Below are 13,590 nucleotides of genomic sequence, written 5' to 3' on the forward strand. Positions count from 1 at the left end.
GACCCAGCGCCAAACCGACCGGAAGGTTGTTCAGGACTGTGGATAGCCGTCCGTGATCAGGCGGTCCTGAAGCGCTCTCGCCCTGACCGTCAGAGGCGACATCCGCTGCGGGAAATCGGCCCTCAGATGAACGCGATCCGTTTGCGCGGCGACCTTCCACAGCATCAGCGCGCCGAGAATGAGGATCTGTCCGCTGGCCCACAGGGCGAGCCGCGTCTCGGCCGGGTTCGGGACGTCATAGAAACCATGGGCGGTCGGCCGGTCCCCCACGAAATCATAGGCGAACGAACTGGCCAAAACCGTTGCATGACTGTGGTTGCGATTGATGTGGTTCTTGTAGTGACGCAGGTCGTCGCTGAGGGCGGAATGGCTCTTCTCAAGCCATGCGAACGCCGCGCGCCGGATCGCCGCATCCGCCTTGTGGACGTCGTCGGCCGTCGCGCCTGGCCGGGCCCATGGACCTGTGATCTCGGGGTGCAGCGCCAGATAGCCGATTAGGGGCGTACTCTCGACGAGTTGCCGCAGGACAAGAGCTTGCTGAACCCGCTGCTGGCGAAGCGCCGACAGGATCGACAGACCCGCCATCTTGGAGCTGTGCGCATGGACCATGCGGAACAGAAGCAGCTCCGGCGACGCATGATCGACCGCTGTCGCGAAATGCTCGAAGACGTCCTCCGCGAAGTCCGCGTAGTCGCTCGCCACAGCCCGCGCCCCCGCGATGGCGGCGGGTTCGCTGTCGAGAATATCCTGCAGAAAACTCATCCGGCCTCCCTCAAAGCCATCCCGAGCGTCACCGCGGTCTTGCGACGGCGATCCGGTTCGCTAAATGCGCCGGTCCACGCCGGAGACCGTCCATGCCCTACCTGACTTCCGCCGAATTCAGCGAAATTGTCGCGGTCGCCGACACCATCATGCACCATCTCCGGACGTCGGGCTGGCAGTTCGTCCCCGCGCCGAACGTCGGCGCCGCCCTGACCCAGTCTCGGCTGGCCAAGACGACCATTACGCTCAAAGCGGTCCGTCAGCCCTTCCACAGCGTCCAGCACATCGAGGCAAACTCCGGCATCCTGCTGGATATTCCTAACTCGTACTACACGCCCAGCTCTGCCACGCCGCAAAGGGTTGCGGACATCCGGCGCGTCATCCTGGGCGCCCTGGTTCACGAGTTCATTCACCGCCTGCAGGACCAGGAGAGCCCCTCTGTCTTCGCGGTTCAGCTCGCCAGCCAAAACCGGCTACAGGCGATGTCTTCGCGATCCCCGGATGACTGGTTCGACCTCTACATCGGACTGCCGCTGGAACTCGAGGCGCGGGCGGGCCAAGCCGCGGCAGAAGCCTGGTGCATTCTAGGCACCGGCCAATCTGAACCTATCTTGCGGGCCGCCCTGTCGGCGACCGAAGTGTGGTCCCGAACTCAAGGCAAAATCTCAGGCACAACGTCTCCGGCCCGGGTCGCCGGCTGGTGGGGTTACTGGGAAGCCCTGGCCTGGGAATCCTACCGGCGTTTCTAGGACAGGCGACATCCGAGCAACCTAACGCCAGCGCTGGTTGGACATCACACGGCGAAAATTCTGGTCCAGCATGTCCAGGATATCCCGGTCGCCCTGGGCGAAGCCCGCGTCGAGGAGCGCCTGGGCGGTTGGTTCGCGGGTCAGTCGCGCCAGCAGGCGTTCCTGATGCTCGCTGTGCCAGGCGGCTCGCCCGATGGCGCTCCAGTAGTAGTCTCTCTGACCTGGGTGCCCCTGAAGCCTGACTTCGAGCATCGTCTTGTTGACGCCGTCCATCGTCATGGCCGCGCCCGCCAGAAGCTCGACCCATTCGAAGAGAAGCTCGGTCTCGGCAGGGTCGAGAAACTCCGGAGCGGTCCACGCCTGGAAAAGCGTCAGGAGATGGTCGTTGAACGGCGTCCAGCGCTTTTGGGTCGGATCAAGCGTATTCCAGATATCCCGATCGGCGCCGTCCCACATCTCGCCGAACAACCCTCGCACCGCCGGTGCCTCCTCATCACGACGGGCCTGGGCGACCGGGGTCTTGAACCAGCGATGAAGTAGATCCAGCCGACCGCCTTTCGCGACGCCGAGCGCATAGGCCGTGAACACCAGTGCGGCGGGATATTCGAAGAGCCTCAACCAGACGACGAGCCCGTTGCGAACCGGGTTCCGGGCTAGGGATTGCAGTAGATCCTGGGCCAGGCCGAATGCATTCTCCCCGCCCCAGCGCCCCATGGCGAAGGCGACCCGGCAGAGGGGCTCATAGGCCGCCTCGTAGCCGCTCACCCGCTGCGCGAATTCCGTCTCGGTGAACTGGCCCTGCGCCGTGAACTCACGCGCGGTGATGACGTCTTTCGCTCTGGCGGCTTCGCCAGCGACCAGGTCAGCGAGCAGAATGCGGTGCTCGTCGCGCGCGAGATACCGCTTGGCCGTCCCCACCACCAGCTCGGTGGAGAGCGGATGCGGCCGCGCGCTGGCGGAGAGGGTTTCGAGCCGCGCGTGCAGATCCTCGAAGAAGCCGTCGGCGTCCTTGATGGGAACAAGGTCCGCGCTGCGCTGGCGGATCAGGTCCAGCGCGAGATCGCTCGGCGTTCCGCGTCCGGCCCAGAAGGTTGGAAACCTGCGGAACGCGGCGCGTGCGATGGCTTTGCGAAGCGCCGGATCCCAATCCGCGGACCAGCCGCATACAACCAGTCCATGCTCGTCGAAGATGCGATCGAGATAGCGGCTCTGGGCTTCGGCGTAGACTTCGAGCTCGCTGTCGGTGTTGAGGATGCGTGTATCCAGGTAGTCGCCATGGACCTTGAGCACGAGACATCGTGTGTGGATCAGCGGCACCGCGCCGGCGAGGTCGTCCTCCGACTTGATCACCGTTGGCTCGACGCCCGCCTCCCGCAGTGCATTCTCGAGCAGCCGGTCGAAGTTTGTCGTGATCAACACCCTGACGAAGCCGTCCCGCACCAGCCGGGCGATCGCGTGATGGGCGCGCGTCGGCCGTCTGGCGCCCGTCTCGAGGTCGTCGTCGGTCGGCTCGATATAGCCGTGGATGATCGCACGCCGCTCGGCGGGGGTGGCCGCGAGCCGATCAAGCAGGCGCGAATAGTTCGGCGGCTCGTCGAACCGCTCGACGTGCCAAGCCGCCCAATCCTGCTGCTCGAGGACGCCTTCAGCGGCCGCGAGCCGTCGGGTCAGGTCGAGCGTGATCTCCCAGCCTGTCGGAATCTGAGCCGACCGGGAAAGACCGCTGCCCAGAAGCAGGGCGTAGACGCCGCGGTTTTCGAACATCGAGAAGGCGAGACGGGTAACGGGATCAATGGCGGCGATCGTCATGGTTCACACAGCGTCGACGGGTCCAGGATTTCGCATCAATAAGGTCTCCCTCTCATGACCGCCGGCCTCAGGTCCAATGCAGCCCAGCTGGCCCGAGAGCCCGCGGCCTTGGTCCAGCGTTTCTCGCCAGTTGAGACGTCAGATTCGGTCGCACCTCCGACGCCGAGCCCACTGCAGACGGTTTTTCCGGTCCGAATCGGACCAGTTTCGTTCTGAAGCGCCGGGCCCGACGGACCCGGCTCCCACGGAACGCCAGACCATGCCTCCTGACACGGATGAAGAGCCGGTCGATCCCGACCTGGATTTCGAACGCCTGAAGTCGGCGTCGTTGGGCCTTGCGGTCATTCTCGCCGAGACGGCGAGATCGTCGACCGGGCAGACCGTCGTCGGACGAGCCCAGATCGAAAGCCTTTATGATGCGATCTCGGACGCCATGCTCGGCTACGCCTGGCTGCGCGATGAAGTTATCGGCGAGGAACGCGGCGTTTCCCTTCTGGCGCAACTCGAGGCCGGCTTTCCGGACGATGAGCGCCAGGCCCTGGCGACCCTCCTCTTCGAGCCGGGCGTGAAAGCGGACTGACCTCACTTCCGGCTGTGACGGTAGGGCGAAAGGTCGAGCGTAAGGTCCTGCAAGACCGCCTTCAGCGCTTGGTCGCTTTTGGCGAGCAGCTCAAGCAGATCCTCCTGGTTCGGTTGGCCCAGAGCGAGGCGATAGAGGAACCTCTGTTCGCGCAGCACCCTGTAGCGGACCGCATCCCGACCGAACGGCCGTTCGAAGATGTGCCGTTTCACCCGGGCCTGGGGCAGGATCCACCATGGAGACAGGCCGTCGTCCGTCCCGAGCTCCGCATCCGCCAGAGCCGCCAGCCGCGTCCAGGGCGACACCCCGTCGTTCCTGACCTCCTCGAGGACCCGATCCTTCAGAAGCAGTGCGAGGCGCCGGCGGACTGCCAGCCCGGCATGGCGCTGGATGCGCCCTTCCCGCTGTTCAAGATCGAGCGGATTGGATGGCAGATCCCAGTGCAGGACCCGCGCGCACCATGTGTGGAAGTCCAGACCTTCCTGCCCCACGGAGGTCGTGGCCAGCCGTTCGAACAAATGGCGCAGGGCGAAGCGCAAGGACGTGGGGCGTGACTCCGCCGGAGCGAGTGCTTCCAGCACCCGCTCGAGGCGGCTCCAGTAAGCTCCGTCCTTGTCCGCGCTCATGTGGATTTCGCTCGCTGTGCCATTACGGAATCACACGTCGGAACGGTTGTATACTACGTCCCAGCGAAGGCGTGAGCGACGTCGATGGCCTACGACTCGGCCGATCGCAGCGCGGCCTTGCGCTCCCGACACGCCCGCCGGGCTCCCTTAGACCCGATCACCATCGACCATCTGTGGATTGAGATGTGACGGCGATCTGATCGCGTTCGTTCATCGCGTTATCGATCGGTTGTGATGGCAGCATTCGACCCGCCGACAAAGACCGCCGCCGGGGTCCTGAATCGGACGCTCCGAACGTCAGCAATGCGTGGCGGGCTCAACTGGTGAGCGCAACACGCTAACGTTTCTTAGGAGATGGAGCGTGGGCGATGAAGCAGCGGCGGAGAATCTACTACTCGGCGGCGCAGCGGGCTGAAATCTGGAACCGCTGGAAGGCTGGCGAGTCGATGAGTTCGATCGGACGTCGGTTCGACCGGAAGTCCTCATCGGTCTTTTCGGTGCTGTCGCCGACGGGCGGCATCCGGCCTCCCGACCGACGGCGGGCGGCTGGGGCGCTCAGTCTGAGCGAGCGAGAGGAAATATCGCGCGGGCTCAGCTCCCGCTGCTCGCTTCGTGGGATTGCGGCTCCGACCAACGGCGGCCTTGCCGTTATTATGCGCTCAGCTTGTGAACCTCGATCCGGCGAGACGCCGCCTCGACGCTGATCTCGAAATGCTCCGCCTGCACGACTTCGGTGACGCCGACCGGACGATAGGCAACGATGTTGCATCCGCCGCGATGGCGCAGGCTGTCGTAAAGAAGCCCAGACGCCTGGGACGCCCGCACGCCTTCGCCGAACGCCTGCGCGGCCCCATAGCTGTTTGGGGCGTAGGCGTCGGGCAAGGCGGCCTGTCGGCCGCGAATGTCGCGATAGTCGCCGATCAAGACGGCGGTATAGTTGCGATAGGTCCGCCGCATTCCTTTCACCGATCGCGCCACGGCTTCGCGGCGCAGATGATGGCCGACTTCGGCGGCTGCAGTGACGATCGACGCCGCCGCATACCAGGCGCCGAGGTCCGGACCATTGAATCGCATGCCGCCCGGCGCGACGTGGAGGAAAGACGCCATAACGACGCTGGCGTTGGCTCGGCCATACACCCACTGATCGCGCGGCAGGCGGTCGATCCGTTCAGCGACCAGACGGTCATTGGTCCAGCCCGCGAGCTCCATCACCGCCGCGGCGTCGGCCGCCGTCGCCACAGTGTCGAACAGGCCGATCGGCGGAAAGCGCGACGGCACCAGCCGGTGGGCCGGACGGGGCGCAGCGACGAGTTTCTCCATCAGCTGAAGACGATCTCGCTGTCGTCATAGGCTTCGAACGTCGCATCGACGACATTGGGGGCCATGTAGGCTCCGCCCCGCGCGGCGTCGAGGAAGCGACGCACCGTCATCAATCCATCCTGCGTCCCGTTGGTCACGAAGTTGATGGGCGGATGCCCGCCGAACACCGCCGCATCGTGCGGTCGGAGCAGCCAATGGACGCCTTCATGCTCATCGGCGAACAGGACGCCCAGGGCCTGATGGATGCCGAACAGCGCCGAAATTCGCGTCAGCACATCGACGTCGAGGGTTATCTCGCCATGCTCGCGGGCCTGTTTGCACCAGCTCTGATAGGTCGAGCGCGACGGATAACCGAGGATCAGGCGGCGCTGCTCCTCGTTCAGGCCCCAAAGATCGGCGATGGCGGTGAACGTGCGAAGCGCGGGCGCGCTCAGACGGCGCCGGTTCGCCGGAGCGAAGCGCGCCACATCGAGGCGCGGCAGTTCCACTTGCGGATCGCGACCGGAAACGATGCCTATTGCCATAACGACCTCCTAACAAATCTGGACATAGTCCATATTTGGTCAGATATCAACCGGTGAACCTCGGCTCGCGCGGTTCACGGCGAGTCGTCAAGGCTGGTACCCTCCTCCGCCTCAGCACTTTGTAGAAGAGACGACAAGTTTCGGACTGGGCACGAAAACTCAACGAAAAACATCGCTTTGCAGGCGGCAGATGAAAGGACGCACGAGCAGGCCCCAGGCCCTATGCTCGTGCATAAGCTGCGAAGTTTTCGGGTTCCTTCAGCAGCGCGGAGCTGACATTGATCCACCCAATACTCCGGACACTCACTCCGATCGGAGGGTCCGGCGGGATGTCGGCAGCTTGATCAGGCCGAGCTGCGGCCGTGGCGACACGCATGCCCTTACAATCCTCTCCAAGTCTAGCGGCGGGGCGGCATAGTCGCCACGACAACGAAAGAGCGCCGCCACCCGCCTAGCATCCTGCCTAGTCGTCAAAGGCACCGCGGCCAGGCCGCGCCCAGGCGGCTTCGAAATCCTCGATCACCGCTCGCCGACCGGAATCGACATCGTCCCGGGCGAGGATCGCGGCCATGCGGGCGCGTAAGGCATCCGGATCGACGAGGGCCTGGACAGAGCCGCGGTCGAGGCGGGTGAAGCGCCGCGCCACCACATCGCCAGCTGAGTGGGTCCAGCCCACTGTGAGGAACGAACGGGCGAGAGCTTCGACAAGTGCATCGTCGTCTAGCCGCTCGGCCAGCCACGCCCGCACACGATCGATACCGCCCTCGCCAAGGAGGTCGCGCCAGCGGAAGAGTTTCTCCACCAGGTCCGGCAGGCTGGCCAAGGTCCCGTCCGCTGCGGCGGCTTCGACCCGCGCCAGCGCCAGCGCCTGCAGGCGCGCGGCGGCTTCGACGCTGGTTAGCGGCTCGCCGCGCCGCCGCCGGTTGTGCGCCGGCTCATGCTGGCCGACGCAGCGCAGGGCGAGGTTGATCAGCCAGCGCAGGGTTGCGGTCTGGGCTGCGGATTCCAGCACCGCGTCGCGCTCGGCGATCTCCAGTCGCTCGGTCACTAGCCGGTTCAGCAGCGTGTGGATGCGCAGGAAGTTGTCGCCGATCGAGAAGGCACCCGCCTCGTCGGCGGCGACATCAAGCTCGTCGGCGATGCTAAAGATAGCGGTCACCAGCGGCGCGATGCTGCCTTCCGGCACCAGCGAGGCCCGGTACGTGAGTTCGTCCAGCAGGACGGCCGCGCGCGTGCCGCCACGCCGCCGGGTGGTGGCGAGGGCTTGGCGCAGGGCGTCGCGGACGAAGTCCGGATCGTCCGCCCGAGCCAGGAAGGCCTGGATCTCAGTCGCCGGCGCGACCTGGTCCGACAGCGCGAAGCGGAAATAGGGGTCGAAATGCGCTTTAACGCACACCCGTCGCTGTAATCGCCACTCCTGGCCGAACTCGGCGTCGTAGAAGTGATTGCTCCAGGCGTTCTCCAGCGCGGGAAAAAGCCGCATCAGCGCGCTTCGCAGCTGCGGTCGCTCGCCTTCGGGGACGTTTCCCAGGAGCCGCGCGTCGCAATGGGCTTCCGCCTGCGCCTGGGGCTCGAAGCCCAGCTGGTGGCCGCAGACCAGGGCCTTGTTGTTGTAGATGGCGCGGTGGACCGGGGGCCAGAACAACCGCAGCGTCTCCATGGCTAGGAAGTCGGCGGCGTCGACGTCGCCAGCCAACGCCGGCCAGGTGACCTCAAGCGCATTAGTGAGACGGACCACATCGCGCGGGCGGGCGATGTTCGGCGCGACAACGTCGTAGAAGACATTCATGAACCGGGTCAGCCGGTCGTCCTCGATCTCGCCGATGATGCGGCCGACGTTGTTGAGCAGCAGGCTGCGCAGGTCGTCAGACTCCGGCGGCGGCAGTTCGAATGCCGCCTGGACGATTTTCTCGAGGAAGTGAGCGCCCTCGGAAGGGAAGCGTTCGGCGACGGCCGCCTCGGTCAGCTCGCGGTCAAAGACCATCAGATAGATGACGTTGGGGAGACGCCCCACCGACTTGACCAGTTTGAAGATCAGCAGGGCGTCGTCGGCGCTCAGGCGGTCGAGGTCGTCGATGATCACGAGGTAGCGCTTGTCGGCCGCTCGCAGGGCCTTAGCGATTATCGCATGCTCCTCAGGCACGGTCCGCTCGCCGCCCAGCACGTCGCCTACGAACTTAGCGGCGCCGCCGGCCGCCGCGCCACCGGTCCCGACGGTCGCAAGGTTCACCGCCGCTTCGATCAAGGGGCTCGCGCTGCCGAGCTTGCGGCCCAGCGCCCGGAAGGCGTCCTTGGCCTTGTCGGGCAGAGACTTGCCGATCGCGGAGCCGAGCTCGCGGAAGAAGGCGATAGCGAGCGCATCGGCACCGTTGAACCACCACGGATTGAACTCGACGAGGACGAGGTTCTCGGCTCCCTTCAGGCCGCCGGTGACAAGATGGTGTTTGACCAAGTTGACGGCGCTGCTCTTGCCGGAGCCCCATGGACCATGGACGCCAACCACTAAGCCTTCCGGAGACTTCAGGCCTGCGATGCTTGTGGCGATGGCCCGGGCGAAGGGATCGAAACCGAAGGCGTCCTGCTCCGGAAGGTCGATGGGATGATCGGCGCTGAGCGCGCCGGAGCACTGGGCGTCGACGCCAGCGACCGGAGACGTCGCCGCCCCCTCCGCCTTCATGCACGGCGTCGCTTTGCCGGTCCGCCCGCCAAACCACCGGCGCCAGTTCATCATATGCGTCCCTTTCCCCCCCCCGTCGCGGGCGCGACTCCTTAAGCACTCGCGCTTCGCCCCCGCTGACGTCGCGTCGGACGGCCAGGTCGAGCGCCTTCGTCCTCCGGGCCCAGTTGCCAGTACCGACAGAGTCCTGCATTGCAATCCACGCTGCAAGATCAATCAAGAAATGCAGAGAAGTAGCCGATGCCAGGATCGTCAGGCGTGCCGACGACCAGTGCGCGATCCAGCAGAAGATTACCCTCCTCACAGCTCGTTTCTGGCAACAGACAGCATGCGTGACAGGCGGACAGATTCAGGCTGAAAAGCCCCTGCCCCTCGCTCTCGATGCAGAGCGGATCCGATGAGCAGATCAACGCATTGCGTACAGCCGCTCTTACGGTCTGCCCGAGGCGTTCAGGTTCCCCCTGCCGTACGAGTCCCCCGAGGGTCCCTTCTGAATCTCCGCTAGCGGTGTAGAGCAGCAGCCCGGACATCTTCGCATCAGCAGCGTCCGATACGTATAGACGCTCCCGGATGCTCGACGTGTCGTACCCACACTCGAAGGCCAGTTGCCGGATCAGGAGGTGGGATAAGGAGTGAATGAGCAGGCTGGCCGGAGTGATCTCTTTTGACGGCAGCCCGCGCTTTCTCTGCACTTGGTGTGACCGCGCCACGAGCCTATCGCAGCGACGCCGGACCGCATCCTTGGCGGACCAGGCCTCGATCTCGCTGCGACGGAGCCCGAGAAATATACCCTCTCCCCGAACTGAAAAGCCGGGTAGCCAAGGCTTCGGATGACGGGAGAGCTTTGCCGGGCTGCCTTGGATGGCGTCGGGTGGAATTAGACGGGAGAAGCCCGTCAGCACCCGCGTCTCGCGCAGCCGCGGTGATAGGACGACCCGATCGAAAAGACGGCCGAAGATCTCGCCGTAATCTCCGCTTGAGCGGGCGTCCGTGTCGAAGTCATGCCGTTCCTCACGCGCGGGACGCGGCCCGAGGAACGCCTGATGCTCATCAAAGCGATAGCGGACATCGGTGATGCCCTCGGTTGCGGTTTCGGTCTCCTTCGCCTTCAACCGCTCGAAGACTGCCTTGACGAAGGTGTCCGGATCGACCCCGAAAGTTTTCGCACGCCGCCGCAGAAACGGTTCGGGAATGTTACCTTCGACAGTCGTCGAGATGATGTCGTCCCAGTTGTCGGGATTATCCAGAACCTGCCTGATCTTCGCCGAATAGGGCGGGATAAGTATGGAGCTGACCACCTTCGCGAAATAAGCGTTCGATGCCCCACGCTGGATTGTTTGCGGGATATTTCCGCAGGGCTCAGGCGGTGCATCGCCCAACCAAGGACGATGGCCGGGACATGAGGGCCCGTAGACTTCGTGCAGAATATTCTCGCGGAAAGCTCCAGCCATGGAGTTGCCCGCGTTGCAGGCCGTGCACATCACCCGGACGCCGGCGAGGCCGGCCGCGGGTGTCGAGTAGAGATACAGCCGCCCCTCGCCGCCGTCACACGGCCGCTCTGCGTTTCGATGCGCCCAGGCGGCCCAGGGAAAGTCCATGATGTGTCCGCTCTCGCAGGCGGCGACGAAACGAACGGGCGCCAGGGTCGGACGCCTTTTGGCGTGTAGCGTCCCGCACGCCTCGCCCACGCCATCCACGCGCCGACCCATGTTCGAACATTTCAGCGTGTCACCGGACGACTGGGCGTTCCACGGCACGGACTTCAGGACCCGGCAGCGCGGACAGAAGTACCATGTCGGAAACCGAACGAAGGGCATCGGAGCCCTATCCAGCCGTGGCGCCGCTCCGTGAGCGGCGCGTTCCTGGGCTTCGGCCGGCGAGAGAAAGTAACGGATCCGGCGACCGAGCTCGAGCGTGAGGCGGTCGGCTAGTCGGCCGTCCAGCACCTGCCCAGCGGCCAGGAGCGCGGCGCGTTGTTCGCCCGACGCCGTTTCCGAAGGCCACATGTCAAGTCCCGCCGCCATAAGGGACTCGGTCTTGAAGTCGACTACGGCGCCGACGCCGAAGGGTACGACGCCCTGAGACCTGCGGAGTTCGGAACGTGGAGCCACCTCAGGCCTCCTCTGACACGAGCGGATCGTCTTCGTAGTAGTAGTTCATCACCAGGGCTTCCGAGGCGCCGTCGACGTTGCGCATCGAGGTCGGAATGGGCCAGGCGTCGCGCTGAAATTGCTCGTCGGGGAGGCTTCCGAGCGGATACGCCAGCGTCGTATCGGTAGGTTTACCGCCCATTCGCCCGTAGTCGGCCGGGCTGTAGCTGCGCCAGAAATCTAGCCATTCGTTCAATTCTGCCGAGGTCGCATCGCGCTCTTTGGAGTCCAGGCGCGACACCCGGTCGAGGATAGCGGCGACCTCGTCGTTGATCTCATCGTCGCGTTCATCGATTTCATTCGGGCTGACCACGCCCGCACGCTGCCGGGCAAGGGCGATCAGCACGCCGCGGAGACCGCGTTCTCTGGCCTGGGGCGAGAAGGGCGTGACGCTGGTCGGTTCTACGTGGCGGTAGAGCGACTGATGGTAGGCGACGAAGCGCTCATAGTGCGATCGGTCCCGGCTCTTGGTCTGGGTGTAGACGGTCACGACGAGGCCCGGAAAACTGCGCCCGACACGGCTCGTCGCCTGGATATACTCCGAGGTGCTTTTCGGCTGACCGGACATGAGGAAAAGGCCGAGGCGAGGCACGTCCACCCCCACCGCGATCATGTTGGTGGCAAGCAGGATGTCGACCGGCGGAGCGCCCTGCGGATTGCGCTTCCACGGCACCTTCAACTGCTTGAGAATCTCCGGGATCTCATCGGCATCGCATCGGCTGGTGAGCTCGACGATCTCCCGGATGTAACGGCTGTCCGTGTAGGGAATGCCCAGGCGATGTCTCAGGCCCTTCAGGAATTCCGGGATGTCTCCCACCGACAGGGTCGCGGCATGACCGAGCTCCCGCAGCGAATTGAAGTACCACACCAGCGTTCCGTAGGGATCGACGATTGCCCGCCGGTCGTCCTGCCCCTCGGCGATCGGCGCGTTGGCGAACTGGAGCAACGGCGCGCAGGTGCGCACGAGCGATGTCTGGTGGGACTTCACGGCGCTGCCGAGCACGCCGACGTAGCGCCGACCGGGCGCGTCGGTGTCCTCATAAGCGAAGTAGGACTCGCCGGCGCGAACCGCCTGCGGCGGGAATTCGAAAGCGTCTCGGTCGTAGAGATCCAGGCATTGGCGGGCCGCCCGGCGGATTGTCGCCGTCGAGGCGACGATCTTATGGGTATGACCATCGCGTGTGCAGAGACGATCGACCGCAGTCTCATAGAGGCCGACGATGGTGCCCAGCGGCCCTGAGATCAGATGAAGCTCATCCTGAATGATGAGCGACGGGGGCGGAGCGCCGGTATGCAGCCCGAAGAGCCGGCCGGCGTCCTGGTGCCAGGCGATCTGCGCAAACTTATCGACGGTTCCGACCAGCAGCGTAGGCGGCGTCGCGTAGATTTCGTCGTCCACGACGAGCACCGGCATGTTCGCCTTGGTCCCGAACCTGCACCCCTCGTCGGGGCAGCGGAAGCGGACGCTCCGCTCTCCGCTGTCGGACGCTTTCTCAAGAACGTAGCCGTATCGGGTCCGATTATTGAGCTCAACGGCGCACCAGGGGCAGACGAGAACCTGGAAGGGGTTCTGAGCCCAACGGTCCTGCTTCATCTTATCCAGTGCCCGCTTGGCGTCGGCTCTACGGTTGGGCGACAGGCCCTCCCCCACCCAGAGACCGATGGAGATTTCGTCCTTCCCGAGATCCGCGCCCAGGTACGCCTCGCGTCTCATCGCCTCAAGAGCGAGAATCAACGAAGAGGCCCGCTGAAACTGCTGCGCCGTGAGAAGCCGGAGCGTGTAACGCATCAGCACCTGCACCCCCGCCGGCGCTCCGCGCATCCGCTGAAGACAGATGGTGTAGGCCGTCAAGCCGAGATAGGCCTCGGTTTTCCCCCCCCCGGTCGGGAACCAGATCAGATCGACCAGGCGTCGCTCCGGATGGTCGGGATCCGTCATTCCGGCGATGTTCATCAGCACAAAAGCCAGCTGGAATGGCCGCCACCGTCCCTTGCCCTTCGGCAGATCCCGATAATCCTCCGGCGGATCCACTCGTGGATCCTCAAGTCTCCGGTCGTCTAGTGAGGAGTGGAACTGTTGCACCAGCATCGCGCGGTTCATGAGTTGAAACGCCAGCATCGCCTGAGGATCGTCGGCCAGGACGGAAATGCCTTCGAGCATCCGTTCATGGCAGCGTCGACAGTTTGCCAGATTGGTCCGCGCAGCCGATCGTAGAGTGTCCGACAAACCCTGGTGCAGCTCGTTTTCCGTATGGTCGATCCAGCCGCGGTAGTCTTCCGCCATCGCCCGCAGCGCCGCGAGGATGTCGAGCCGTCCACCTGTTCGGCGTCAGCGCCTTTGGCACAGATCTGGGGTTGCGGATAATGGAGGGATTGGGTCTCGTCGCAGTGAC

Annotated in this window: 11 protein-coding genes; 2 read left to right on the top strand and 9 right to left on the bottom strand. The window is 64.7% G+C overall.

Annotated features, from left to right (window positions below):
- Positions 1-30: 30 nt before the first annotated feature.
- Positions 31-762, bottom strand: a complete 732-nt coding sequence (locus AC3A3G_RS15605) for a hypothetical protein (protein WP_487488663.1) — start codon at positions 760-762, stop codon at positions 31-33.
- Between the two features lie 92 nt (positions 763-854).
- On the opposite strand from AC3A3G_RS15605, the gene AC3A3G_RS15610 reads away from it, so the two are divergent.
- Positions 855-1,511, top strand: coding sequence for a hypothetical protein (locus AC3A3G_RS15610; RefSeq protein WP_487488664.1), 657 nt, complete (start codon positions 855-857; stop codon positions 1,509-1,511).
- Positions 1,512-1,532: 21 nt separating this feature from the next.
- On the opposite strand, the gene AC3A3G_RS15615 is transcribed toward AC3A3G_RS15610, so the two are convergent.
- Positions 1,533-3,320 (bottom strand): SIR2 family protein, encoded by a 1,788-nt coding sequence (locus AC3A3G_RS15615; RefSeq protein ID WP_487488665.1) that lies wholly within the window; start codon positions 3,318-3,320, stop codon positions 1,533-1,535.
- A 259-nt stretch (positions 3,321-3,579) separates the two neighbouring features.
- On the opposite strand from AC3A3G_RS15615, the gene AC3A3G_RS15620 reads away from it, so the two are divergent.
- The gene (locus AC3A3G_RS15620) at positions 3,580-3,900 is read left to right on the top strand and encodes a hypothetical protein (RefSeq protein WP_487488666.1); all 321 of its coding nucleotides are present in this window, start codon (positions 3,580-3,582) and stop codon (positions 3,898-3,900) included.
- 2 nt (positions 3,901-3,902) lie between these two features.
- On the opposite strand, the gene AC3A3G_RS15625 is transcribed toward AC3A3G_RS15620, so the two are convergent.
- The 7 genes from AC3A3G_RS15625 to AC3A3G_RS15655 form a co-directional block, all read right to left on the bottom strand.
- Complete coding sequence (locus tag AC3A3G_RS15625; RefSeq protein WP_487488667.1) at positions 3,903-4,526, bottom strand: hypothetical protein; 624 nt, start codon at positions 4,524-4,526, stop codon at positions 3,903-3,905.
- Between the two features lie 391 nt (positions 4,527-4,917).
- Complete coding sequence (locus AC3A3G_RS15630) at positions 4,918-5,046, bottom strand: hypothetical protein (RefSeq protein WP_487488668.1); 129 nt, start codon at positions 5,044-5,046, stop codon at positions 4,918-4,920.
- Between the two features lie 131 nt (positions 5,047-5,177).
- Positions 5,178-5,846, bottom strand: a complete 669-nt coding sequence (locus tag AC3A3G_RS15635; protein ID WP_487488669.1) for an RES family NAD+ phosphorylase — start codon at positions 5,844-5,846, stop codon at positions 5,178-5,180.
- A complete protein-coding gene (locus tag AC3A3G_RS15640) occupies positions 5,846-6,370 on the bottom strand; it encodes an antitoxin Xre/MbcA/ParS toxin-binding domain-containing protein (protein WP_487488670.1) in 525 nt (174 codons plus the stop codon). Before AC3A3G_RS15640 ends, AC3A3G_RS15635 begins: the two co-directional genes overlap by 1 nt.
- A gap of 463 nt (positions 6,371-6,833) precedes the next feature.
- Positions 6,834-9,101, bottom strand: a complete 2,268-nt coding sequence (locus AC3A3G_RS15645) for a KAP family P-loop NTPase fold protein (RefSeq protein WP_487488671.1) — start codon at positions 9,099-9,101, stop codon at positions 6,834-6,836.
- Between the two features lie 158 nt (positions 9,102-9,259).
- Positions 9,260-11,158, bottom strand: coding sequence for a DrmB family protein (gene drmB, locus AC3A3G_RS15650; protein WP_487488672.1), 1,899 nt, complete (start codon positions 11,156-11,158; stop codon positions 9,260-9,262).
- Position 11,159: 1 nt separating this feature from the next.
- Entirely contained in the window at positions 11,160-13,481 is a 2,322-nt protein-coding gene (locus tag AC3A3G_RS15655; protein WP_487488673.1) for a helicase-related protein, read from the bottom strand.
- Positions 13,482-13,590 lie beyond the last annotated feature (109 nt).

It is taken from the genome of Brevundimonas sp. Soil_N_31, assembly GCF_057655995.1.

What these genes read in the sequence shown, in the direction of transcription:
- AC3A3G_RS15640 (WP_487488670.1), bottom strand. Translation starts at nt 6,370, where the DNA reads ATGGCAATAGGCATCGTTTCCGGTCGCGATCCGCAAGTGGAACTGCCG.
- AC3A3G_RS15635 (WP_487488669.1), bottom strand. Translation starts at nt 5,846, where the DNA reads ATGGAGAAACTCGTCGCTGCGCCCCGTCCGGCCCACCGGCTGGTGCCG.
- AC3A3G_RS15625 (WP_487488667.1), bottom strand. Translation starts at nt 4,526, where the DNA reads ATGAGCGCGGACAAGGACGGAGCTTACTGGAGCCGCCTCGAGCGGGTG.
- AC3A3G_RS15645 (WP_487488671.1), bottom strand. Translation starts at nt 9,101, where the DNA reads ATGATGAACTGGCGCCGGTGGTTTGGCGGGCGGACCGGCAAAGCGACG.
- AC3A3G_RS15630 (WP_487488668.1), bottom strand. Translation starts at nt 5,046, where the DNA reads ATGCCGCCCGTCGGCGACAGCACCGAAAAGACCGATGAGGACTTCCGG.
- AC3A3G_RS15655 (WP_487488673.1), bottom strand. Translation starts at nt 13,481, where the DNA reads ATGGCGGAAGACTACCGCGGCTGGATCGACCATACGGAAAACGAGCTG.
- AC3A3G_RS15615 (WP_487488665.1), bottom strand. Translation starts at nt 3,320, where the DNA reads ATGACGATCGCCGCCATTGATCCCGTTACCCGTCTCGCCTTCTCGATG.
- AC3A3G_RS15605 (WP_487488663.1), bottom strand. Translation starts at nt 762, where the DNA reads ATGAGTTTTCTGCAGGATATTCTCGACAGCGAACCCGCCGCCATCGCG.
- AC3A3G_RS15620 (WP_487488666.1), top strand. Translation starts at nt 3,580, where the DNA reads ATGCCTCCTGACACGGATGAAGAGCCGGTCGATCCCGACCTGGATTTC.
- AC3A3G_RS15610 (WP_487488664.1), top strand. Translation starts at nt 855, where the DNA reads ATGCCCTACCTGACTTCCGCCGAATTCAGCGAAATTGTCGCGGTCGCC.